The sequence below is a fragment of the Paenibacillus sp. J31TS4 genome (genome assembly GCF_018403265.1).
Lineage (GTDB): Bacteria > Bacillota > Bacilli > Paenibacillales > NBRC-103111 > J31TS4.
The window spans coordinates 1,369,384-1,393,174 of record NZ_BOSI01000001.1 but is presented as its reverse complement, the minus strand read 5'-3'; the positions used below and the strand labels follow the sequence as shown (position 1 = coordinate 1,393,174).

Annotated in this window: 21 protein-coding genes and 1 other RNA gene; 9 read left to right on the top strand and 13 right to left on the bottom strand. The window is 59.1% G+C overall.

Features of this window, described 5'->3' with window-relative positions:
* Complete coding sequence (locus KJS47_RS06375) at positions 1-1,359, bottom strand: polysaccharide biosynthesis protein (RefSeq protein ID WP_213523753.1); 1,359 nt, start codon at positions 1,357-1,359, stop codon at positions 1-3.
* Between the two features lie 178 nt (positions 1,360-1,537).
* Between KJS47_RS06375 and KJS47_RS06370 the strand changes: the two genes are divergently transcribed.
* From KJS47_RS06370 to pfkA, 3 genes are all read left to right on the top strand, one after another.
* The gene (locus tag KJS47_RS06370; protein WP_374706972.1) at positions 1,538-1,906 is read left to right on the top strand and encodes a hypothetical protein; all 369 of its coding nucleotides are present in this window, start codon (positions 1,538-1,540) and stop codon (positions 1,904-1,906) included.
* 139 nt (positions 1,907-2,045) lie between these two features.
* Positions 2,046-3,125, top strand: coding sequence for a tetraprenyl-beta-curcumene synthase family protein (locus KJS47_RS06365; RefSeq protein ID WP_374706971.1), 1,080 nt, complete (start codon positions 2,046-2,048; stop codon positions 3,123-3,125).
* A 31-nt stretch (positions 3,126-3,156) separates the two neighbouring features.
* Positions 3,157-4,122, top strand: a complete 966-nt coding sequence (gene pfkA, locus KJS47_RS06360) for a 6-phosphofructokinase (RefSeq protein WP_213523751.1) — start codon at positions 3,157-3,159, stop codon at positions 4,120-4,122.
* Between the two features lie 116 nt (positions 4,123-4,238).
* On the opposite strand, the gene KJS47_RS06355 is transcribed toward pfkA, so the two are convergent.
* Positions 4,239-5,192 (bottom strand): D-2-hydroxyacid dehydrogenase, encoded by a 954-nt coding sequence (locus KJS47_RS06355; RefSeq protein ID WP_213523749.1) that lies wholly within the window; start codon positions 5,190-5,192, stop codon positions 4,239-4,241.
* 144 nt (positions 5,193-5,336) lie between these two features.
* Between KJS47_RS06355 and KJS47_RS06350 the strand changes: the two genes are divergently transcribed.
* Entirely contained in the window at positions 5,337-5,516 is a 180-nt protein-coding gene (locus KJS47_RS06350) for a DUF3906 family protein (RefSeq protein ID WP_306433025.1), read from the top strand.
* A 95-nt stretch (positions 5,517-5,611) separates the two neighbouring features.
* Here KJS47_RS06350 and KJS47_RS06345 read toward each other — a convergent pair whose 3' ends face one another.
* The 5 genes from KJS47_RS06345 to KJS47_RS06325 form a co-directional block, all read right to left on the bottom strand.
* Positions 5,612-6,772, bottom strand: coding sequence for a putative glycoside hydrolase (locus KJS47_RS06345; RefSeq protein ID WP_213523747.1), 1,161 nt, complete (start codon positions 6,770-6,772; stop codon positions 5,612-5,614).
* Between the two features lie 244 nt (positions 6,773-7,016).
* Complete coding sequence (locus KJS47_RS06340) at positions 7,017-7,211, bottom strand: hypothetical protein (RefSeq protein WP_213523745.1); 195 nt, start codon at positions 7,209-7,211, stop codon at positions 7,017-7,019.
* Between the two features lie 201 nt (positions 7,212-7,412).
* Positions 7,413-8,237, bottom strand: coding sequence for a YitT family protein (locus KJS47_RS06335; protein WP_213523743.1), 825 nt, complete (start codon positions 8,235-8,237; stop codon positions 7,413-7,415).
* A 181-nt stretch (positions 8,238-8,418) separates the two neighbouring features.
* Complete coding sequence (locus KJS47_RS06330) at positions 8,419-9,207, bottom strand: DUF4247 domain-containing protein (protein WP_213523741.1); 789 nt, start codon at positions 9,205-9,207, stop codon at positions 8,419-8,421.
* A 17-nt stretch (positions 9,208-9,224) separates the two neighbouring features.
* Positions 9,225-9,758, bottom strand: a complete 534-nt coding sequence (locus KJS47_RS06325) for a DUF4178 domain-containing protein (protein WP_213523739.1) — start codon at positions 9,756-9,758, stop codon at positions 9,225-9,227.
* A gap of 312 nt (positions 9,759-10,070) precedes the next feature.
* On the opposite strand from KJS47_RS06325, the gene cshA reads away from it, so the two are divergent.
* The 4 genes from cshA (at position 10,071) to fsa (ending at position 13,680) form a co-directional block, all read left to right on the top strand.
* Positions 10,071-11,612 carry a degradosome RNA helicase CshA gene (gene cshA, locus KJS47_RS06320; RefSeq protein WP_213523737.1) on the top strand — a complete coding sequence of 514 codons (1,542 nt, stop codon included), beginning with the start codon at positions 10,071-10,073 and terminating at the stop codon, positions 11,610-11,612.
* Between the two features lie 177 nt (positions 11,613-11,789).
* Complete coding sequence (locus KJS47_RS06315; protein WP_213523736.1) at positions 11,790-12,674, top strand: YesL family protein; 885 nt, start codon at positions 11,790-11,792, stop codon at positions 12,672-12,674.
* A gap of 58 nt (positions 12,675-12,732) precedes the next feature.
* Positions 12,733-12,915: non-coding RNA, 6S RNA (gene ssrS / locus KJS47_RS06310), on the top strand.
* A 105-nt stretch (positions 12,916-13,020) separates the two neighbouring features.
* Positions 13,021-13,680: a fructose-6-phosphate aldolase gene (fsa, locus tag KJS47_RS06305; RefSeq protein ID WP_213523734.1), complete on the top strand. Its 660-nt coding sequence runs from the start codon at positions 13,021-13,023 to the stop codon at positions 13,678-13,680.
* A 212-nt stretch (positions 13,681-13,892) separates the two neighbouring features.
* On the opposite strand, the gene abc-f is transcribed toward fsa, so the two are convergent.
* The 3 genes from abc-f to KJS47_RS06290 form a co-directional block, all read right to left on the bottom strand.
* The gene (gene abc-f, locus KJS47_RS06300; RefSeq protein ID WP_213523732.1) at positions 13,893-15,758 is read right to left on the bottom strand and encodes a ribosomal protection-like ABC-F family protein; all 1,866 of its coding nucleotides are present in this window, start codon (positions 15,756-15,758) and stop codon (positions 13,893-13,895) included.
* A 537-nt stretch (positions 15,759-16,295) separates the two neighbouring features.
* Positions 16,296-17,189: an AraC family transcriptional regulator gene (locus KJS47_RS06295; RefSeq protein WP_213523730.1), complete on the bottom strand. Its 894-nt coding sequence runs from the start codon at positions 17,187-17,189 to the stop codon at positions 16,296-16,298.
* 167 nt (positions 17,190-17,356) lie between these two features.
* Positions 17,357-18,382, bottom strand: a complete 1,026-nt coding sequence (locus KJS47_RS06290) for a Gfo/Idh/MocA family protein (protein WP_213523728.1) — start codon at positions 18,380-18,382, stop codon at positions 17,357-17,359.
* A 379-nt stretch (positions 18,383-18,761) separates the two neighbouring features.
* Between KJS47_RS06290 and KJS47_RS06285 the strand changes: the two genes are divergently transcribed.
* On the top strand, positions 18,762-19,751 hold the full coding sequence (locus tag KJS47_RS06285) for a hydroxyacid dehydrogenase (protein ID WP_213523726.1): 990 nt from the start codon (positions 18,762-18,764) through the stop codon (positions 19,749-19,751).
* Between the two features lie 106 nt (positions 19,752-19,857).
* On the opposite strand, the gene KJS47_RS06280 is transcribed toward KJS47_RS06285, so the two are convergent.
* From KJS47_RS06280 to KJS47_RS06270, 3 genes are all read right to left on the bottom strand, one after another.
* Complete coding sequence (locus KJS47_RS06280) at positions 19,858-21,180, bottom strand: phosphodiester glycosidase family protein (protein WP_213523725.1); 1,323 nt, start codon at positions 21,178-21,180, stop codon at positions 19,858-19,860.
* 138 nt (positions 21,181-21,318) lie between these two features.
* On the bottom strand, positions 21,319-22,863 hold the full coding sequence (locus KJS47_RS06275; RefSeq protein WP_213523724.1) for an extracellular solute-binding protein: 1,545 nt from the start codon (positions 22,861-22,863) through the stop codon (positions 21,319-21,321).
* Between the two features lie 67 nt (positions 22,864-22,930).
* Positions 22,931-23,791, bottom strand: a complete 861-nt coding sequence (locus tag KJS47_RS06270) for a carbohydrate ABC transporter permease (RefSeq protein ID WP_213523723.1) — start codon at positions 23,789-23,791, stop codon at positions 22,931-22,933.

Sequence of the window (23,791 nt, the reverse complement as noted above, 5' to 3'; positions counted from 1 at the left end):
TCAGCCCCGGGAAGCGGGGAGCGTGTCGACGGCGCCTTCCTTGGCAATCCGGCGGAGCACGAAGAGGACGACCGCCAGCTCCGCTGCGAAGCCGAGCGATTGGGCGAAGGAGCCGATCATGCCGTTCCACGACGGGACGGCGAGCACGCAGACGACGAGAGTAAGCAGCGTCACGGCTACGTTGGCGCTTTGCGACCAGACCATAATCTTGGTTTGTCCACGCAGCATGATGATGCCGTTGCAGAAGTCAAGCCATGGGAAGATCAGATTCATCAGCATGAAGATGCGCAGGGCGGCGAGACTCGCGTGCATGAGCTGTTCGTTCACGCCCATCAGATTCTGCATGAACCAGGGACCGACCGGCGTGTAGGCAAGCACACCCACGAGAATGGCGGGCAGGAAGCCGAGCAGAAGCGTGAACCGGATGACCTGCTCGCGGTCGGTCTTGTAATAGTTGAGCACAATCTGATGCACGTAGGAGAAGAAGCTCTGCACAAGGTTCGCCAGACTGAGCGCGATCGCGTAGGAGGCGATGGCGAGCTCCATCTGGCTCGTTTTGCCGAGCAGCGCGTTGATGGCCGGCGAGACGATGACCGCGAGCAGGGAGTAGAACAGGAGCGGCCGGTAGAATCGGAAGATCTGCCGCTTGTTCTCGACCGTATGGCCCTCCAGCTTCTTCGGAATCCGCTTCTTCAATAGCGAATGTCCCTCCCATACGGCGATCAGGCATTCGATCACCATGCCGGTGAGGAAGATGTAGGCGCCGACGTTCCCGCTGTTGATCTGGTCGGTCCTGATAAAATACTGGGCGAGCGCGTACATGCCCGCCAGACGGATGATCATCCCGATCGTCATCCAGGCGGTCCTCTTGTTGAAGATGATAATTCCGTGATACAAGCAGCGGATGCCGGAGAAGATCGTGACGAACATGAGGATCCGATAGACGCCGACCGTCTCCTGCAGCAGGCGCTCCTCGACGCCGAAGACGCTGCGGAACAGCCAAGGGCCTAGTCCCGTATAGGCGACGAGAAGACCAGCGGCCAGAATGCAGGAGAAGACATAGAAGGCGATCTGCGCCAGCGCGCGGAACGACACATGGTCGCGGACGAGGGCCGAACAGGTCTGGCGGAGCAGCACCCCGGGCTTCTCGGTAATGCTCATCAGGCTGATCGCGATCGAATAGGTGGCGATCACGATCTCGGGATGCGCCGCGCGGGCGAGCGTGGAGTTGATGATGACGTGCGAGATCGTGACGAGGCTCGCCGAAAAACCGAGCGGCAGGAAGAAGGCGAACAGCTTGGAGAGCGGCACTTGCCTTCTCTCCGGGACGGGTTGCAGTAGCTCCTGGGTGGCGGGCATGGATGAATCTCCTTTGGCGGGTCGCGTGGCGATGGTGCAAGGGTGAACCATTTCACGTGTCTTAAGATTTGCCTTCAGTATAGCACCTTTCCAGTGACTGGTGGGGAAAAAGCTTCCGGCGCAATAACGTTCCCCTGCGTCCGCAAACCTGACACGGACTGGCGATAGCGGCCCGAACATGGTAGAGTTAAAGGAACGAATCCTGACCGGCAAAGGGGAAACGGTAGAGGTGAGAGCAGAGTTTGTTTACGATGAACGACTGGGGATCCCGGTGCCCTCGCTGTCTCGGGAGTGGGATGACTACTCCGCTGCCGAACAGGCGTCGATTCTCCTGGAATGGGAAGCGATCCGCGGGACGATTCCCGACCGGATCTACCGGCTGGAGAGGATCATTATCCGGAAGCAAGACCAATTGGACAGAGAAGACGATTTTGCGGTATCCTGCCGGCTGAACAGCGAGATCGCGGAGCTGGCGAGCACAATTACCGATTTGCATATCTGGTACCGGGTTCAGCAGGACCGGACGGACACGAAGAGCCATACCTAAGACAGGCGTTCGGCGTTTCTTGCCGCAGCCGCTTTGCGTAACCGAAGAGCCCGCGTTCCCTGACGCAGGCGTTCCCGCAGCCGAGGGTCCGGTGCCCGCCGAACCCGTCCACCGTACCAGCACTTTGGAGGTTCACCACTTGAGGAATCAACAGAAACGAATCGGCGCCATCCCCCGATCTCCGCTTCTCCTGATGCACAGAGTATACCGGTATGTATTGCCGGGCGTGCGAGAGGAGCTGGACCGCTGGCGGGATATGGCGAACCGTATGCCCGACGAAGAGCTGCGCACCCAAGCGCTTGCCAGCATTACTCATAAAAAATTTCACTGCCAGGGAGGCTCGGTTTACGCCGCCGCCAACCTGCCGGGGCGCCACATCCTCATCCCGCTGATCGTGGCGTTCCAGACGATCAGCGACTACCTCGACAACCTGTGTGACCGCAGCACCTCGCTCGATCCCGAGGACTTCCGGCTGCTGCACCAGTCGATGCTGGACGCCGTCGATCCCGAGGCGCCCTTGCACGACTATTACGCCTTGCGCGAGGAGAAGGAGGACGGCGGCTATCTGGCGAGCCTGGTGAAGACCTGCCAGGAGAACATCCGCCGGCTCCCGTCCTATTCGCTGGTTGCCGAAGAGGTACGCGAGCTCGTCTCGCTGTACGGCGATCTGCAGGTGTACAAGCACATCCGCAAGGATCAGCGCGAGCAGGCGCTCCATCGATGGTGGGACGGTCACCGCAGCCGATACGCGGAGCTCGGCTGGAACGAATTCGCCGCAGCCACAGGCTCGACGCTCGGCGTGTTCATGCTGTTCCTGTCGGCGCAGAACCCGGCGCTCCAGCCCCAGGAGGTTACCTGCATCCGCGAAGCGTATTTTCCTTACGTATGCGGCCTGCACATCCTGCTCGACTACCTGATCGACCAGGAAGAGGACCGAATCGGCGGGGATCTTAACTTCTGCAGCTACTATCTGTCGCAGGACGAGGCGGTCGAGCGGATCGCGATCATCGTCCGTCAAGCCAGGAAAAAGGTCGAGGCGCTCGAAGCGCCCGCTTTTCATAGAATGATCATCGAAGGGCTGATCGCCCTCTATCTGTCCGATCCCAAAGTGAAGGGACAGCGCGAGGTCCAGGCGGTTTCGCGCGAACTGATGAAGAACAGCCCAATGACCCGCTTGTTTTTTTGGATGAACAGCATGTGGATTCGTACTACATTCTGATCCATCATACAGACTTAAGGAGGAACCACGTATGTCAGTCAAATCGATTGCCGTCCTGACGAGCGGCGGAGATTGTCAGGGAATGAATGCCGCCGTCCGAGCCGTCGTGCGGAGCGCCCTGTTTCACAATCTGGAGGTCTATGCGGTGCAGAGAGGTTTCCTCGGCCTGATTCATGACGACATCCGGCAGATGGATCTGCGCAGCGTAGGCGATATTATCCAGCGCGGCGGGACGATTCTGCAGACAGCTCGCTGCATGGAATTCATGACGGAGGAAGGGCAGCAGAAGGCGGCGGAGAATCTCAAGAGACGCGGCATTGACGGCCTCGTCGTCATCGGAGGCGACGGCTCCTACCAGGGAGCCAACAAGCTCAGCAAGCTCGGCATCAAGACGATGGGGCTGCCGGGCACGATCGACAACGACATCGCGTTCACCGATTTCACGATCGGTTTCGATACCGCGGTGAGCATCGTTGTCGACGCCGTCAACAAGCTGAGAGACACGATGACGTCGCACGAGCGCTCGTCCGTCGTTGAGGTTATGGGCCGCCATTGCGGCGACATCGCGCTCTACGCTGGTCTGGCGAGCGGAGCCGAGACGATTCTCGTGCCCGAGGTGCCGTTCGACCTCAAGGAGGTCGCTACCCGCATGCGCGAGAATTTCGACAATGGAAAGCGGCATAGTATCATCATCTCCGCAGAGGGAATCGGCAAGGGAGAGGAGATTGCCCAGACGATTCAGTCCTATAACGGCATGGAGGCGCGCGTCACTGTGCTCGGCCATATCCAGCGGGGCGGTACGCCGACCCATATGGACCGCGTGCTGGCGAGCCGGCTCGGCGACTTCGCCGTGCGTCGTCTGATCGCAGGCGATTCGTGCAAGGGCTGCGGCGTTATCAAGGGAGAGCTCGTGGCGACTGACATCGATCTCGTGGTGAATACGAAGAAGGACTTCAACATGGAGCTGTACAACCTGGCGCTTCGTCTGTCTCAGTAAGCCGATCGCGGCCAGCCGCCGTACGACTCCAGACAGGGTCTTAAGGAAGTCATAACAAACGACCGCCGTTCTGGCGGTCGTTTTTTTGGTAAGGGGGCGCCTGCTGCCGGCTCTAGTTAGTATCCGTTCTCGTAGGACACCTCGTTCTCGAGCTTCTCTCCATTCAGATACGAGCGAATGTTGCGGAAGTAGATCTCGGCAGCCCGCTCGGCGTAATGGGGAGACAGCCCGGCAATGTGCGGCGTCAGAATGACCTGCTCCATTGTCCAGAGCGGCGATTCGGGCGGCAGGGGCTCCTCCTCGAATACATCCAGCGCGGCGCCGGCGATCGTCCCCTCCTCCAGGGCGCGGATCAGGTCCGGCTCGCGGACCACGTTGCCGCGGCCGAGGTTGAGGAAGCAGGCGGACGTCTTCATCTGCCGGAACTGCTCCAGCTTGAGCAGGTGGTGGGTTTCCGCCGTGCCGGGCAGCAGATTGATGACGAAATCGCTCGCCTCAAGCAGCGCAGTCAGGCCGTCGGAACCGGTATAGACGGTCTCGAAGCCTTCGACCGGACGGCCCGACCGGCTGTAGCCGATCACCCGCATGCCGAATGCGGCTGCGCGGGGGGCAATGCCCCGGCCGATCGCCCCGGGGCCCAGGACGCCGACCGTCTTGCCATACAGCTCGCCGATCGGGGGGCCGCCTTTCCACTGCTTCTGCTGCTGCATGCGCAGGTAGGCGGGCGCCTCGCGCACGAGCTGCAGCATCATGGCAAGCGCGTATTCGCTCATCTGGATCGTATGGACGCCCGAGCTGTTCGACAGCCGGATGCCGCGCTCCGCCATCTCGGCGAGCGGCATCCGGTCGACTCCCGCCGAGAGCGAATGGATCCAGCGGACCCGCTCGGCTTTGGCCAGCTGGGCGGCGTTCAAGCGGCTTTGGACAAGCAGAGCGTCGGCCTCCGCCAGATACGGCTCCGCCTCGTCGATTGAGGCGAACCAGGCGATGCGGAGACGTTTCTGGAGATCGGCGGGCCATTGCTCGACGAAGGGAAGCATCTTCAGGGAAGTGGCGGCTACAATGTGCATGAGCGGTTCCTCCTAGCGGTTAGAGATGATAACGGCGGTTTCGGCTCGCGCAGCAGTGCGGAGAGCCGCCGGGCGTGCTAAACTGAGAAAAGTAGCGGTAGGTGGACAGGATGTATCTATACAAGATTGAAGTGACGCTGGAGGATTCAGATAATTTATCTGATCGTCGCGGCGGAGTCCGACGACAAGGCGTTCGCCGCGGCGGAAAGCCAGCTCGTTCGCCATTATGTCAAAGCCCCGGATGTCCGCGAGACGGTCCTCGTGGAAAAGAAGCGGCTGGAGAAGGGAACCGGATTCGTCATCGAAACGAAGCCGGCTCCCTGACCCGTCCGATTCGGCATGGATCGGATATCGAAAAAGGCTGCCTCCGCGCTAGTACGGGCCGGGGCAGCCTTTTTCTCGTTGGGTCGCTTCTTCCGCTAGTATTGGACGCCCGGCGTATACGTATTGGCCGCGTTCCACAGCAGATACTCGTCGATGCCGTTATCCTTTAGCGCCCGGATCTGGTCGTCCAGCTGCTGCTTGCCGTACTTGATATGTCCCGGCACCCAGGTGGCGGTAAAATCCTGAATCCACGGCCGGACGACCGGCTTCAGCTCAGCCAGCGGCTCGAGCTTCTTGTGCGTGTCGACGCTCGCTCCGCTGATCGTCTGGTAAGGGGCGGCGTCCGGCACTTTGGCGCCGAACCAGCCGGTGCTGTAATGGCTCGGATAGATCATCGGGCAGATGACATCGACGTTCTGCGAGATCTTCTGAAAATCCTGCCCGATCCCTTCGGCCGCGGGCACCGAGGCGGCATAGCCGAAGATGTCGACCGACACCCGGACGCCCAGCGGGCTCAGCTGCTCCCGGGCGTACTTGATGAAGCCGGCAACGGCGTCGATGCGCGACCGCTCGTCCTTCTCGTACTTCAGAATATCCGCCCGGTTCTCGAAGCCTTCGGGGAAGCGGACGTAGTCGAACTGGATCTCCTTGAAGCCGGCTTTGACAGCCTCCTTGGCGACTTCGACGTTATACTCCCACACTTCCTTCTGGTAAGGATTGACGAAGCTGTCCGGCGGGTTCTTCCCGTTGCCCCACAACGTGCCGTCCGGGTTGAGGAACGACAGATCGGGCCGCTTCTTGGCCAGCATCGTATCCTTGAACACCACGATCCGCGCTATCGGGTACACGTCATGCTCCTTGAGCTTCTCCATCAGCGCGGGCATATCCCGAATGATGCGCTGGGTCGTGCCGAGCTCGTTCAGCTTGTCGCTGCCCATATCGTATGTAAGATTGCCCCAGTCGTCCTTGATGTCGACAACGAGTGAATTCAGCTCGGTCTCGTCGAGAAGCTTCAGCAGCGTATCGAGCCGGGCGCCTCCCGCGCTGTGGGCGGTGGCGTAGACTCCCTTGACCTTCGGCGCGTCCTTCTGCGGATCGCTCTTGATGAGCGGCTTCAGCGGATCGGCGGAGCCGTCCGCTTGGGCGATGGCGGGCGCGGCCTCGGCGGCCTGCACCAGCCGGTCGAGCGTTAGGCCGGGATCGGCGGCGGACGCATTCCCCCAGACCATCATCAACAATGCCAGTATCATTTCCATGCCATCTCTCCCCTGTCTTGCTTGCCGAATCACACGTCAAAATGTGCGGACATGTCTCTCTCCTTAACCGTCCGGTTTCGCGATGAAACATCTTTATTATAGGGGAACGGTACGCCGGGAGGAAGGTCCCGCGTCCCTATTTTTGCTTAATCCGAGGGACTGCCGCCGGAAGATCGGACGGAGCGGGGCAGGGCAGGCCTCTCTTGGGGATAGGCTTCCCCGCCAAACGAAAAAAAGACGCCCTCTATTGCAGAGGCGCGTCTTTTTGGTGCTCGGAGATGCTGTACTGGATAATTTCCAGCGCATCTTCGCTCTCTAATGCATCGATGCCGTTGGCAAGGACAATTTCGGAATTGAGTTCGTTAGGCTTTAAAGACGAATATAGTTCGGGTGTTAATTTCATAACAATCCTGGACAGTTTTACGGTTTCCATCTTCATCACCTCTCCAATCTTAGTAGTAAGGTTGGCGCTCAGGGAAAGATTCGAACCCGAAACAAGGAAAGCTGCCTTGCCAGAACTTATGAAATTGACAACTTAAGTATACCATAGCCAAACGCCGAAAAGTATGGCAATTCGCGGGAAGTCCGAACGTTCCTGGGAACAGGATGGAAAAATATGCTGGTCTGGGCCGTGGTGCCGTTATAAATTCCGGCGGAACTCTCCCCAGACGGCCGCGGTCTCCACCACGTTGACGAACGCCTTCGGATCGGTCTCGCGGACGATCCGTTTCAGCTCGGCCAGCTCGTATCGGGTCGTCACGGTCATGAGCATGCAGTGCTTGGACTTCGTGTAGCCGCCTTCGGTTTCCATGACCGTCACCCCGCGCGGCAGGCGGACAAGCTCGTCCAGCATTTCCTGCTGCCGGTGGGTCACGATGAAGGCCGTTACTTTGACATAACGGATATGGATCGTATCGACGAGCTTGCCTGTGATATACATGGACAGCATGGAGTAGAGGGCCAGATCCCAATTATCTTTAAAATACCCAAGTGCGATGATGACGACGCCATTGAGTACAAAGAGAAACGTCCCGAGCGGAAAATCGTGCTTCCGGGTGATGATGGAGCCGACAATGTCGAAGCCGCCCGTTGACCCGCCGGCCCGCAGGGATATGCCGGTGCCAAGTCCGATCAGCACGCCGCCGAAGACGGCCCCGAGAATCGCATCGGACGTCACCTGCACAACCGGAACCAGCTGCATAAACCAGGTGGTGAAGATGACGGAGACGACGCTGAGCACGACGAAGCGGCGCCCGATGACGAGAAGTCCCCAGACGATGAGAGGGAGGTTGAAGATGAAGTACAATATGCCGATATTCCAGTCGGTGAAGTAACCGACGAGCATGGCGATCCCGGATACCCCTCCGCTCAGCAGCTGGTGGGGAATGAGCAGCAGATTGAAGCTGGAGGAGATGAGCAGCGCACCCAAAATAATCACGAGAATTTCGCCGACGGTTCTTTTCAAGCAGGTCCACACCTTTTTTTGCTTAGTAGTTTGTCTCCTGCCAGTATAATCGATTCGAGAAGCGGAATCACTGTCTTGAAGCACCGTAGTAATGGGCTATTTTGCCATAGTAGGGCTGCATGCCAAAACCCCTTCCGGCGATCGGAAGGGGGAAGGGGCGGGCCGGCCGCTGCTCAGCCGGCTACCTTCTTTTTGAGAACGAGCCGGATCGGCTGCTGGTCTTCGGCGCCGTAGTTTTGCTCTTATATGACGGACTGGAGCCGTCGCTCTTGCGGGCGCTTGAGCTGCTCGAGCTCTTGCTGCTCGAAGAGCTCGAGCCTGTGGAAGGCTTGGTGTTGAAGCTCCCGGACGATCCGGCCTTGGGCGCGGTACTCGAGGAGGAGCCGGAATCGCTCGAGCCGGGCTTCGTGTTGAAGCTTCCCGTCCGGTCGGTCGTCGCCGGCGTCTTGGTCTTCGACGAGCTGTCCGTGGATGGATCGCCGCGGCCAGAGTAATTCTTCGTATCCGACGAATAGCCGCGGTACGTTTTGCCGGAGGAGCCTCCGCCGAAGAAGCCTCCGCCGCTGCCGAACAGCGACTGCAGCAGGCTGGCGGTCAGATAGCCCTCCAGGAACGAGTTGTCGTAATGGTTCTTCACGTACTCGACCGTGCTGACCTCCACGAGCGTGTTGCTGTCGTCCTCGGGATCCTTCTGCAGATTGATCAGCTTGTCGGTGTACAGCAGGAACATCCGGTCATTGCTGTCCTCGCTGACTTCCTTGGGCTTCTCCGAAGAGGCAATCTCCTTCGCCACCTGGGGTACGTTCTTGCCCTCCACAAGATAGATCTTGGAGATGTCCTTGCCCGAGCCCTGCACGTCGGTCAGCGGATAATGCTCCTTGACATAGCTGCCGGCATCGGAGCAGCCGACGAGAAGGGTGAAGACGAGCAGGGCGGCGATCCAGGCCGGCCAACGCTTCTTCCCGTTCATGCCGATCACCTCCTGTCTTAGTGGGCGGTTCTCATGAATTTGACGTCGGCTTCAGGGGTGCGGTGTCCTTGCAGGGCGATGAATTTGCCGTCCTGCCATTGCAGGAAGAAGTACCGGTCCTCGGTGGAAAAATAACGCCACAGGAGCGCTTCGTCACCGCTGCGGAAGTCGGTCTTGCCTTCGGCCTTGGTCAGGTCGGAGCGGTGCCACTCGAGCTCATAGTGAACCTCACCGTCTACGTCGAGCCTTGTAGGCACGTCGTTCGGGTCATCGAGCGCTCCTTCGAGGAAGGAGCAAAGGAAGCACTCGTACTTGCGCCCCTTCTCGACGATCAGGCACGAAATCTCGCTGCCGTTCTGCAAATAATAGGCGAACCGGTGCGGGGCATGCCCCCGGTCGTAGTAGGAAACCTTGCCGCTGATCACGTACTGCTCGAGATCGACGGTGACGATATCGCCGACAGCCGAATCCTCGAACGGGAGGGAGACGACGGGGGCGGGCTGCTGTTTGTTGCTCTTCAGAATGGAGCCGATACGTTTTATAATGGACATAAGGTCAACTCTCCTCTATCGGGTGGGAACATACTTTTATATACGTCCCTGCGGCCGGCCGGTTTCGCATTTTCCAAAAAGGCGGGCTGGAAACTGGTAAAGAATAGTCGGGATGTGCTATACTTTCTTATATTGCTCTTAAGTACGGCAGTACGGCGGTATTTTCCGATGAAGGAAAATGCTTTTTTGTTTGTAATCGTGAGAGGTCCGGATGGAGAAGATAGAAGTGGAGAATTCATGTCGAACCGTCGCACTTAAGTCAACTAAACAGAAGAGGCGCGGACAGCGCCTATTTAAAGGAGAAATGTCGCATTGAAAACATTTAGTGAATTCGGTCTCGAACCCAAGGTCCTCCGAGCCATTACCGAGATGGGGTTTGAAGAATCCACTCCGATTCAGGAAAAAACGATTCCGCTTGCCATGGAAGGCCACGATCTGATTGGCCAAGCCCAAACCGGTACCGGGAAGACGGCTGCGTTCAGCATTCCGCTTATTCATAAGATTCAGACTACCCAGGACAAGATCGTCGCGCTCGTCATGTGCCCGACGCGCGAGCTGGCCATTCAGGTGGCCGAGGAGATCGAGAAGCTGGGCCGGTTCAAGGGCATCCGCTCGCTGCCGATCTACGGCGGCCAGGATATCGTGAAGCAGATCCGTGCTCTGAAGAAGCGTCCGCAGATTATTATCGGCACGCCGGGCCGTCTGCTCGACCATATCAACCGCAAGACGATCAAGCTCGACGACGTCGAGACCGTCGTGCTCGACGAAGCGGACGAGATGCTCGACATGGGCTTCATGGAAGACATTCAGTCCATCCTGAGCCTCGTGCCCGAAGATCGCCATACGATGCTGTTCTCGGCCACCATGCCGCCGAACATCCAGAAGCTCGCCAACCAGTTCCTTCGGAACCCGGAGCATGTCTCGGTCATTCCGAAGCAGGTTAGCGCACCTCTTATCCAGCAGGCGTACATCGAAGTGCAGGAGAAGCAGAAGTTCGAAGCTCTCTGCCGCTTGATCGACATGGAAGCACCTGAGCTTGCCATTATCTTCGGCCGGACGAAGCGCCGCGTCGACGAGCTGTCCGAAGCGCTCCAGAAGCGCGGCTACTCCGCGGAAGGCCTGCACGGCGACCTGTCGCAGAACCAGCGCGACAACGTTATGCGCAAGTTCCGCGACGGAAGCATTGACGTACTCGTCGCGACCGACGTGGCGGCTCGCGGCCTCGACGTCTCCGGCGTCAGCCATGTCGTCAACTTCGACCTGCCGCAGGATCCCGAGAGCTACGTTCACCGCATCGGCCGTACCGGCCGCGCCGGCAAGGAAGGGACTGCTTGGACCTTTGTTACGCCGCGCGAGATCGACCATCTGCGCTTCATCGAGCGCGTCACCCGTCACAAGATCACCCGTAAGCCTGTTCCTTCCCTCGCGGAAGCAATCGAAGGCAAGCAGCGGATCGTGGCGGAGCGCCTGCTCGAGATCGTCAACAGCGAGTCGGCCGGCGAGTTCAAGGGAGTGGCTATTCAGCTGCTTGAGCAATACGATTCGGTAGCCCTGCTCGCGGCTTCGCTCAAGATGATCACCGGCGATAGCAAGGAAGTCAACATCGAGCTCACGCCGGAGGATCCGATCCGTGCGAAGAAAAGACGCAACGACGTCCGCTCGTCCGGACGCCGGCCTGGCGGCGGCTACGGCTCCAATTACCGCCGCAACGACCGGCCTGGCGGCGGCCGCAGCGACAGCAGAGGCGGCTACCAGCGCCGTGACGGCGACGGGCGCGGCGGCTATAACCGCGACCGCGGCAGCAGTTTCAACCGCGATCGGGACCGTGACCGCGACGGCGGCTACCGCGACTAACCGTCATCCATATATCCGGGCTCTCAGACAGACGGGGCATCCGCCCCGTCTGTTTTTTTTATCCTCAACAAATCAGGTTCAAACGATGAGGAGGATGGCTTCACTTCTGTACAGCGAGTACGTTATAATGGAACAATACGAAAACGCTTTTAGGTGAGTTGAAGGGGGAACCGGATTTTGGAATTCAGAGGCATCATGGGAGGATTTTACCGTATTTCGGAGTGGGTGATGCGCCTCACCGTCATCAATCTGCTGTGGCTCGTCTGCTCATTGCCGTTTTTCTACTTCGGGCTCGTCCTGATGGTCAGTCCCGACGTCACGGTGGACATGCTGAAGCAGGGGCTGGTCATATTGGGCATCCTATCGCCCTTCACGCTCGTCCCGGCTACCGCCGCCGTCTTCACCGTCGCCCGCAAATGGGTAACGGGAGACGAGGATGTGCCGCTGTTCAAAACGTATTTCCGCGGCTACAAGGAGAATTATAAGCAGAGCATGCTGGGCGGGCTGTTCTACCTCCTCCTTGGCGTTCTGCTGTACGTCAACTATCATTTTTACGGCAATCAGCAGGGCATGCTCCGGGTTCTGTCCTTCTTGTTCATCACCTTGTTCTTCATTGCCGCCGCTTCGTTTCTGAACTTCCTGTCGATCATGGTCCACTTTCACATGAAATTCAGCCAGCTCTTGAAGAACAGCTTCTTCATCACGATCGGCCGGCCTATCACCTCGGTCTCGATCGTCGTCACGGCAGGAGCGATTCTGTTCTTCAGCTACCAGTTCACTTTTCTCATTCCCTTCTTCGTTTGCAGCCTAATCGCGACGGCGTCGTTCTGGTACTTCCACCGCAGCTACATTAAGCTGCAGGACCAGCGCGAACGGATGGAGCAGGCCGAGCGCGAAGCCCTGGAAGAGGAGGGCCGCCAGACGGAGGAAGAGGCTCCCGGGGAGAGCACAGCCGAGACGCCGGGGCAACTACCGGAGGGCGGAGAGAATGGAAGCATCAACGAGCCACGTACGGATGAGGACGGGCGCAAGCCGTCCGGATCGACGAGATCGGGAGAATAAGAGCGGAATCGGATCGGCTTCCGGTTTACTTTTGCTCTCGGAGCCACTATAATAAGAACACATCCTGCGATGTACGTCTCGGTTTAACGTTGTTTTGAACCAATGTTTGTTTCTAGGGAGTCCTAGATCGGACCGTCAGCTGACCTGCCCTCGAAAGGGGACTTCAAATGCGGTTCTGCGGACACCCACCTGCGAGAGCGGGTTTGAAACAGCCAAATCGGACGGCATATGCGGGTTCTTTTTTTTGCCTGAATCCGGGGCATGTACATAGCGGCCCGATGGGGAACAATGAAGCAGGACAAGCTGCTCGAGGGCACATCCAGACTATACGGGAGGTTTGAGTGGAATGAAAATCTTTATCGATACGGCCAACGTGGAGGAAGTCCGCAAGGCCCACGCGCTCGGAGTCGTCTCCGGCATTACGACGAACCCGTCCTTGATCGCCAAGGAAGGCAAAGATATATTCGCCACCCTGAAGGAAATGATCTCGATTGTGGGCGACGACGTTCCAATCAGCGCCGAGGTAATCAGCCTACAATCCGACGAGATGGTGGAGCAAGGGAAAAAGCTGGTCGAGCTCGGCTCGGGCATCGTGGTGAAGGTGCCGATGTGCGAGGAGGGCTTGAAGGCGACGTACCAGTTCAGCAAGCTGGGCATCCGCACGAACGTCACCCTAATCTTCTCGTCCACGCAGGCTCTGCTTGCATCCCGTGCTGGCGCTACTTATGTCTCGCCGTTCATCGGCCGTCTGGACGACATCAACCAGATCGGGATGAACCTCATTCGCGAGGTCAGCTCCATAATGAACACTCACGGTCTGAAAACCGAGATTATCGCAGCAAGCGTCCGTCATTCGACGCATGCCATCGAGGCAGCGCTGGCCGGTTCGCATATCGCGACTATGCCGTACAAGGTCATCGAGGCGATGATTAAGCATCCGCTGACCGATGCCGGTATCGCCAAGTTCAGTGAGGACTGGGAAAAGGCGAACCTCGGCACGTTCTAAGGGGCTGCCGATTCCGACCGAGCTGAAGCTAAGCCAAACATACCAAAAGAGGAACGAGCATCGCTCGTTCCTCTTTTTTGTATGGGAGGGAGGAGTGGCGTGGAGGCCGTACGGAAGTCACCGGGAAGCCTGCAGGGACTCGTGCATCGTAAGTAACGGTTCCTGAGCCCCGGTCCCGACACCAGCCACTTCACTCGCCCCTCTGCGCGGGTTTACTGATCGCGCTCCAGCACGCGGAGCTCGGCGATGCGCGTCTTGAGCCGCTTCGCCTCCTCCAGCAGCTGTGCCGCCGCCTCGGGCTCCTCGCCGGCTTCCCCTGCCAGCAGCGCGCTCAGCGCAAGCTCCAGCCGGCTTGCTTCCGCGAGCCGGCTCTGCTCACCTGCGGTCAGCGGCCGGGTCCCGCCGGAGGCGAGGAAGGCGTCGTAGCTGTCGGGGTAGTAGAGAGCCCGGCCCCGATCCAGATGCAGAATGCGGTTCGCAAGCTTGCGGACGAGGTACCGGTCGTGCGAGACGACGACGAAAGCGCCAGGATAAGAGCTGAGCGTATCCTCAATCCGCTCCCGCGTCTCCACGTCGAGGTAGTTGGTCGGCTCGTCGAGCACGAGAAGGTTCGCTCCGCTGAAGTAGAGATTCAGGAAGGCGACGCGGCACTGCTCGCCCATGCTCAGATCGCCGATCCGCTTGAATACGTCCTCTCGGGAGAACAAAAAGCATCCCAGAATGGTGCGGGCCTGCGTCTCCGTCATATCGGGGAGGGCGAGCAGGCTGTCGAGCAGCGTCTCGGTCATCTTCAGGCTGCGCAGCTCCTGCGAGAAATACCCGATCTTGAGCTGCGGGTTGCGCGTGATGCGTCCGGATGCAGGAGTGAGCTCGCCGACGAGCAGCCGCAGCAGCGTCGACTTGCCGGCGCCGTTCGGTCCCAGAACCGCCAGCCGGTCTCCCCGCTCAACCGAGAAGCGGACGTCGCGAAAGAGCGGGTCGGCTTCGTCGTAGCCGAACGAGACGTCTTCGAACGTCAGCAGCGTAGGCGCCCCGATCGCTTCGGCATCCAGCTGCATGCTGAGCTGCGCCGCGTCTCGGGGCTTCTCGACGCGCTCGGCCTCGAGCCGCTCCAACGCTTTTTCTTTGGCGTGGTAGCGGGAGATGTTCTTGTTCGCGCGGGCGAGCCAAAACGATTTGGTGATGCGGACTTCAGACTGTTCCCCCGCCGTCCGATGCGCAGTATGGAACCATTGCTGGTAGCGGCGGATGCTGGCCAGCAGCTCCTGCCGTTCCTGCTCCTGCTTGCGATACAGCGCCTCCTGGGATTGCCGCTCCTGCTCCTTCTGAGCACGGTAGGCGGTGTAGCCGCCCTCATACCGCTTCGTTCCCGCAGGAGTCAGCTCGAGGACGGCGTGAACGACCCGATCCAGAAAAGCCCGGTCGTGCGAGACGAGGAGCACGGTGCCGCTGTAGTCCGCGAGCCATTCCTCCAGCCAGACAATAGTCTCCTGGTCAAGATGGTTCGTCGGCTCGTCAAGCAGGAGGAACGCCGGCTCGGCGAGCAGCACCCGGGCCAGCTGGGCTTTGGTCTTTTGCCCGCCGCTCAGCTCCTCATAGGCGCGCCGCCAGACCGCCTCCTCTAGCCCTGTGCGTGCGAGCGCTTTCTCCGCCCGGACCTCCCAGTTGTATCCGTCCAGCCGGGCGAAACGGTCCAATGCCTCGCCGTACCGGTCCAGCAGCGCTTCGCTGTCCGGTCCGCCGTCCGCCATGGCGCTCTCCAGTGCGTCCAGCTCCTCCCGGCACGAGACGAGCGCGGGAACGCCGTACTGGACGAACGCCAGCGCCGTCTGCCCTGCAGGCACATCGAGACGCTGCTCCAGCACGCCCCATTCTTCGGGCGGATAAGCGCGCGAGATCTTGCCGCCCTCCAGCTCCGTCCGCCCCAGCAGGGCGTTCAGCAGCGTCGTCTTGCCGACGCCGTTACGGCCGAACAGGGCGATCTTTTCGCCTTCGGCAATTTCCACACTGACGTTCTCGAAGACCAGCCGACCGTTCCATTCCTTCGTCAATTCTTTCCCTTTTACGATCCATGTCATGCTTCTTCACCCCTTCGGTTGCATACAAAAAAAACCACCGGCAGCAGCCAGTGGCGGGGATTGCACAGGGGAGAGGCAAAGGCGGCGGGGATACCAGCCGCCACTCATGGATTCGTAAGGAAGCAGGGGACGCCGGAGCAAGCACGCTTCCGCGCGCTCGGCAAGCGCATGGCGGCAGCGATGCACTTGTCGCGCTCGGCGAAAAGGCAGCCAGCCCCGCGCAGCGGCGCAAGGTCTCCGGGACGCCCGATAGGGGGGCCGGAGACAGCTGATCTATGCCAGCCGCCGCCTGCTTCTGGCGATCCGCAAGGCTGGATTCCCGCCCTGCGAACGCCGATTCCGTAACTCGAAACCGAATCCATCGCACTCTCGAAAAAGAACATACGTCTCCCTGTGCTCCGCCACGGCGAAGCCGTCCTGCATAAGCTGATTCGCTATAGGCATGTTGGGATTACGCATGTAAATGATCCATGAGCGCGATGGTTACCTCCGGTTTCTAAAGGATGCCCCTATTATAGACAGAGTCGAGGGGAGAAATCAAGGTGCAGCTGCCGCAAACAGTCTCTTGCGGTACTGGTCGGGCGTCATCCCGACCTGCTGCTTGAACAGCCGGCTGAAGTGGGCCGGGTGCTTGAAGCCGACCTGGTAGCTGACATGGGTCACCGTCTGCTCCCGGTCGAGCAGAAAGAGCATCTTGGCCTGGTTGATGCGCCGCCGGTACAGGTAGCCGAAGATCGTCTGTCCGGTTACCTCGCGGAAAATCCGGGACAGGTAGTACCGGCTGACGTGCAGTTCCTCCTCCAGCTGCTCGAGGTGAATTTCCTCCGTGTACCGGTTCTCGATGAAGGCGAGCACGTTCTGGACATTGCGCTCCTTATCGTTCGGCAGGCCGCCCTGTAGGTCGATCGCCTCCCGGCACTGGCCAAAGACGAACAGCAGGAAATCGAGAAAGGCGAGCCGCAGCCGGTGATAGGCGAGGAGATCGTCCTTGCCGTAATGTGCGTTCAGGCGCGCGAGCAGCTCCTCTGCCTCGCGGCGCTCCTCGCCGTCCAGCCGCAGATGATGGTTGCGCAGCACCTGGAACGGCATGAGCAGGTTCAGGTGCCGAGGCTTCTCCTCAAGCATCTGCAGGCAGGACGGATCGAACAGAAAGGTCGTCCGGACATAGGCCGTACTCCGGTCCATTTGAGGCGCGTGGCGGGTCATGCCGTTCATCAGGATAAGGTCTCCCGGCACGAGGTCGATCATCCGGTCGCCAAGCATGTAGCGGCATTTGCCGGAATGAAAATAATAGATCTCGTACTGGGCATGAGAGTGAAACGCCGTCCCGATCGGCTTGTCGAGCTTGTACGCAAACTGATGGAGCAACGGATAGGGGGAGCTGGAGATTGCCACCGGTACCACCTCGGTCATGAATCGCCATGTCGGCATTTGCCCCTCATTATACTATACGCCTCCGGCTGGGGATAGAGTCGGAAAGCCGTGGGGGGGAGCAAACTCGGAAATAGGCGGCGCATGTTGCTCACAGGAGTCAACCACAGAACAAAGCCCCGGTTCCCTCGCGGGAGTCGGGGCCTGGGCCATTGCTCATATATCGCTTATAGCTTGACTTCCTTGCCGGTGCGCGCCGATTCGTAGATGGCGAGAATGACCTTGACGGCTTTGCTCGCTTCTTCTCCTGTAATGTACGGGTCCCGGTCTTCGCGGATCGCCTGAATGAGGTCCTCCACCAGAATCGAATGCCCGTCCGCCGAGATGTTGGTGGCGCTGCTGCTCGCGGCGAGCGTACCTTCTACGTCCGGCGCCTGCTCGTCGGAATCGAGGAACTTCCATTCCTTGATGCCGCTGTCGCCGAAGATGATCGTGCCCTTCTCGCCGTGCACCTCAAAACGAGTTTCCATACCCGGGTAGACCGAGGTCGTGCCCTGGATGACGCCGAAGGCGCCGTTCTTGTACTTAAGGACGGCTACCGCCGTGTCCTCGACCTGAATGTCGCGCACGAGCGGAGCCGCGTACGCATAGACGGAGTCGACGTCGCCGACCATCCACTGAATGAGGTCGATGCCGTGCACGCCCTGGTTCATAAGGGCGCCGCCGCCGTCCAGCTCCCAGGTGCCCCGCCAGCCGGCGGATTTGTAATACTCCGGGCTGCGGTAGTATTTCAGGTAAGCGTCGCCCAGTACGAGCTTGCCGAGCTTGCCTTCCTGGATCGCCTTGCGGGTCGCGATGGCGGCAGGGAATGTGCGCCGCTGGTAGACCACGCCCAGCTTGACCGCACGGTCGCGAGCCGTCTTGATCATCCGGTCCATCTTCTCCACCGTGATGTCGAGCGGCTTTTCACAGAATATATGCTTACCGGCCTCGGCTGCCGCAACCGCCACGTCCGCATGCATGCCGCTCGGCAGGCAGATGGAGATCGCGTCGATGTCGTCGCGCTTCAGCATTTGCTCGTAGTCGGAATATGTATCGGCAACCTGGAGATCGGAGGCGAGCTTCTTCGCCTTGTCCGCGTCCACATCGGAAATCGCCACAAGCTCGGCATTCGGATTGCCAGCGATTGCCTTGGCATGGAACGGGGATATGACGCCTGCACCTACGATGGCAAACCGGATTTTGTCAGACATTTCGTCACCTCTTCGGATTGGTTGTCTTGCCGCCCGGACAGCTGCTCGCTGCGGCGGGGGCAGGTACGGTTATAAGACTACCACAGGCATGAATGCGTTTACTTGACTCTCATTTCCGGGAAAACGGCATTCCTTGACTACCGTTGTCTAGTTGGTGAAACTCGCTGCGGGAGAAGTGGAGCGTTCCAAAAACATGGTTGACAAATTCCGGTTTTTACCAACAGAATGGCAGGGAGAAGGGTTTCCCGGTACGGCGGTGCCGGCCGGGACGATAAGCCCAGGAGGACGCCTGCCTGCTCATCATCCGGACGCTCCGGCGTGCGAAGAAGACGAACCGACCAGAGGGCCTGCGTCCCAATCATGATGAGGAGGAACACAAATGATACGGTTGGCAATGCTTCCCGGAGTCTCCGTCCGGGAGGGAGTATTCTCGGAGGAGCAGATGGCACGGCTCGGAGAGCTCGGGGCGGTACAGGTACAGACCGGCGCGCAGCCGGACAAGGAGGGGACGATGGCGGTCATTCGGGATGCAGACATTGCGATTACTTCGTGGGGATGTCCGCAGCTCGACCGGGACATTCTGGACTGCGCCCCGAATTTGAAGCTGGTTGTCCATGCCGCCGGTACGGTCAAAGGCATCGTGTCTCCCGAGTTCGCCGAGCGGGGCATCCGGGTGAGCAGCGGCAACGGGGCGCTCGGCATCGGCGTCGCCGAGACGGCGCTCGGCCTGACGATCGCCTCGTTAAAGAACATGTGGCAGCTCGCGGGCATGACCCGTCAGGGCGAATGGAACAAGGGCAAGGACCGGATCCGCGAGGTATACGGTGTCACGGTCGGCGTCGTCGGCGGCGGCCGTGCCGGCCGGCATTACATGAAGCTGATGAGGCAGTTCGAGGTGCGGCTTCTCGTCTATGATCCGGTCATGACGGCCGAGCAGGCACGGGAGCTGGGCGCGGAGAAGGCGGAGCTCGACGAGCTGCTCGCGCAAGCGGACGTCGTCTCCATCCACGCGCCTTCCCTGCCCGAGACGTACCGGATGTTCAACTCCCGCACGTTCGGCCTCATGAAGGACGACGCTGTGCTCATCAACACGGCACGCGGCAGCCTGATCGACGAGGATGCGCTCGTAGAGGAGCTGAGCCGTGGGCGCCTGTTCGCCTGCATCGACGTCACCGATCCGGAGCCTCCGCGCGCAGATCATCCGTTCCGGACGCTGCCTAACGTCGTGCTGCTGCCGCATATCGCCGGAGCGGTCAACAACGGCAAGCTCCGGATCGGAGCATGGGCGGTCGAGGAGATTCGCCGTTACTTGGCCGGCGAGCCGCTGGAGGGCGAAGTAAATCTCGCCCACCTGCATCAGCTGGCCTGACGCTGCCCCGCAGGAAGGGAAGACTGGAAAACTATCTAGACAGCAAAAGGGCGCCGGTCCTCGACCGGCGCCCTTTATACGCTCAACCTATTGCATAGCGAGAAGGTTATGGAGTAGTTGAAATGAGCAGAAGCGCATTGCCTATCGGTCTTTCCGCTCCGTCGGAGGGACGGTTCATGACCGTAAAATCGGATTCGCCAGGCTTTCGGATGGCGTAGGTAGAGGAGCCTCCTCCGTCGAGATTGATCGCGTTCTCCATGCCTAAAGACTGCATGTAGGCTGCTCCCTCCAAATACGACATCCCGTCGGAATATCCGGCCTGCCTGCCGTCGAAGACGAAGACGTAAACCTCGGTCCCTTTGGTAGCAAGAACGGTGCGAGGATGGTGATCCAGATGCCGGAGCGTCATCAAATCCGAGATAGCCGGAGGAATCTCGCCGTCCTTCAGGAGCACCTGGGCGTTGGGATGATCGGCGCCCCCGTATAGAAACATGGCCTGATTCAGCTCGCTGCCATAATCCACTCGGAAGGAGAGGGTCTGGCCAGCGGCCGCATTGGCCTGCAGCCACTTTGCCTTGGCTCCGCTTGCGGCCAGAACGAATTTGCCCGGCTCAATCGGCCCGTTGTTCGTGGTCCGAATCGCCTCCACGACACCGCTCAACGTTTCGCCCGCTTTCAGCTTCGCGCCTGGCTGTGCGGGGGAGAGGACGACTTCCACTCCTCCCGTACCCGCCGATTGTGTGCTGGTGCCGAACCGGTCGGTCATAAGAATCGCTGCATTGGTGAGGCTGGACGTCCGGATTTTGTTCACGCCGTCCAGTGGAAGAGAAGCGCCTCCTTCGGTCTGCACGATCGATTCGATCGATACTGCCCCGCCCATTCGCGGGGAACCATCGGGCATGACGGCAAAGAAGGTGGAAGCCGGGACCGCCGGAGACGAGTAGATTTCTCCATCCGTCACCTGCAGGCCGATGGGCACACCGGTTGGGACGTCGAAGAAATCCGCGTTGAAGGCGCCTAGAACGCGGTGGCCTTCCCGGTCATTCTCCCTGGCCATTGCGGTCGTGGTGTCTTTGCCTGCCACTTTGCCGCCGGGAGAAACCAGCTCGATTCGCAGCCCGGGATTGGCGGTATCTATCTTGAATCTATTCACGACATTCGTTACTTCGCCCCCGTGCACGATGTGACCGTTGGCTTGGCCTTTTTCGTTTTGCTCGCGGAAGCGGAACTTGGTTTCGAACACCATCGTCTTGGTTTCGTGCTCCACTCCGGGAGCAAGGATTAGCCCCTTTGGGTTCGATTTGGCGGTCTCGGCCGTATAGCCGTAGACAGCCGGTCCGTCCAGGACAGCCGGGCCAAAGGCGAGGGAAGTGGCCGCTAAACAGGCAGCGAGAATCGTTACAGACAAGCGGGTACGCTTTCTTTTCATCTTCTCATTCCTCCTAGTGGATTACTGGTCATTTCGTCTCCTCCAAGTAGATAGGTGTTTCGTTCCCATAGTCCTTCCCTTACAGATGGGTAACCTTTGGATGCTGCCGGAATGGGCACGGAAAGTGTGCGGGTGCTGCTATTTCTTGTTCAGGCTCTTCCAGAGCTCATTCGCCTGCTTTTCGACTTCTTTGCCGCCTTGCGCGTAGTACTTCTGAATGAATTCGTCATACTTGTCGACCGACCACACGCCGGTCACGATCTTCACCAGGTATTCCCTCCACAGTTTCTTCTCCAGGTCGGGATAATCCACTTCGGCAGGCAGCGAATTCCACAGCTGATTGATGATCAGCGTTTTGTTGACGATATCAACCGAATGCCGGATCTCGGGCTTGGCACTGCGGCGATCCGTTATGTAGACCATCCGAATCGGATTGGAAAACCCTTTCTTATACAAATCGGCGTAAGGTGTGATCAGGTCGATCGAGTTGGTTGCCTTATCAAAGGTATAATCCGTGCCTTCCTTGCCGAAGGAGACCAGCATGGATCCCCCGGTATCCTCGGTATCCGCTGTCCAGTTCAAGTATTCGAACAGCTTAGCCGGATTCGGGGCTTTGGCTGACAAAGCTCGGAGCGGGGCCGCGGCCACCGCGTTGCCTTCCGGGTATCCGCGCTTGCCGCCCGGGCCGATCGGCGCTTCAAGCATATTGAGCTGGGATTTCGGATTCAGCTTGTTCAGCGCAAGCGACGCGGAGTTGCCACTCTTCTCGGTGTAGAAGGAGCTTCCCTCAAACATGCCGGCAATGGAATTGACAATCTTCTCTTCCATCTGCTTCGTCTCCATGATAGGGAAATCATGATCGATCAAGCCTTCTTTGTACCATTGCTGGAGGAGGGTCAGGGCTTCTTTCATTTCCGGAAGCACGAGTCCCTTCTTGATTTGGCCATCCCGTTCCAGCCAGAAGGTCGGGATAATGCCATAAGCGCCGAAGATGGGCTGGAAAGAGCTATCCTTCATGCCGGTCAAGCCTACCGTATCGTTCTTGCCGTTCTTGTCGGGATCCTTGGTTACGAACGCCTTCAGCACTTCGTGCAGTTCGTCAAGGGTAGTGGGCTGCTTCATGCCCAGATTATCCAGCCAGTCCTGCCGGACTACCAAGCCGGTGACGCTCGGTAGATTGAACGGTTCCGGGCGCTTGCCGTTCGGCAAGGCGTAGATTTTGCCGTTAAAGGTGACCTGGTCCCAATTGCTCTTGGGCACGACCTTCATCAGATTAGGAGCTTGCTTCAGATAGTCGTCGAGAGGCTGGATGAGCCCCTGGTCAACGAAACGGGCAAGCGTCTTGGCATCAATGTCGAAAAAATCGGGCAGCGTGCCGGAGGTGGCGAGCAGATTGAGCTTGGTGTTGTAGTCGTCTCCACTTGCAAGCGTCACCTTATAATCGAACCCGCGAATGCCCGCTTTCTCCAGTCTGCTCAGAATTTCGGTTCTTGCTTCGCCGCCGTCGGCCGGGTAAGTCTCGGCGGACAGGTTGCGCATGAACTGGTAAGTGATCGTCTTTTCCTCGCCCTTCGTGCCGTTCGCATCCGCCTTCGGCGCGTCTGCGTCACTGCCGCAGCCTGCGGCGGCAGTGAGGGAGGCTAAGGCCAGTACGCCTCCGAACAACGTCCATTTTGTTTTCATACAGATCCTCCTGTTTCTATTTGGTAATCTGCCGTACCGGCAGGAAGCAGATGGAGCCTCGCGTCTATTAGGCTTTGACCGAACCGAGCAAGGTCCCCTTGATGAAATACTTCTGAAGGAAGGGATAGACCGACAGAATAGGCAGCAGGGAAATGACGATGGTAGCGGCAATGACGGACTCGCTCGAGGTCTCTATGGCCTCGCCGAGCTGATCGGCTTCTTTTTGCCCGGCTATGATAAGCCGCAGCAGCACCGGCAGCGTCATCAGGCTTTTGTCGTTCAAATAAATAAACGAATGGAAAAAGTTGTTCCATAGGCCGACTGCGATCCATAGCGCGAGTGTGGCAAGGACGGGTTTGCACAGCGGCAGAATAATAACGAAGAAGATGCGGATCGGATTGGCTCCGTCCATCATGGCCGATTCTTCCAGCTCTTCCGGCAGCGTCCGGATGAAATTCATCATGATGATGACGTTGAACGCGGACACGAGGTGCAGGACGATGACCGCCCACAGGGAGTTGATCAGGTGCAGCTCCTTCATGACCAGGTAGGTCGGAATGAGACCGCCGCTGAAGATCATGGTGAACAGAACGAAGGAGACGAAAACCTTTTTAAACGGCAAAGTCCGTTTGGCAAGGGGATACGCGGTACAGGAAGTGAAGAAGAGAGCGAGAACCGTACCCACGATCGTGATGAACAGCGAATTGCCGTAGGCCGTCCAGATATAGTCCGATTTCAGGATACTTCTGTAAGCATCCAAGGTAAAGTGCTTGGGCCACAAGAACAAGCCGCCGCGCAGCGCCTCCTCCTTGGAGGAGAAGGAAAGGCTGATCTCCCTCCACAGCGGATACATCATCATCACGCCGAGCAAAACGAGAAACGTATGATTGGCTGCCGAGAAGAAACGGGAACCGATTGATTTATCCAT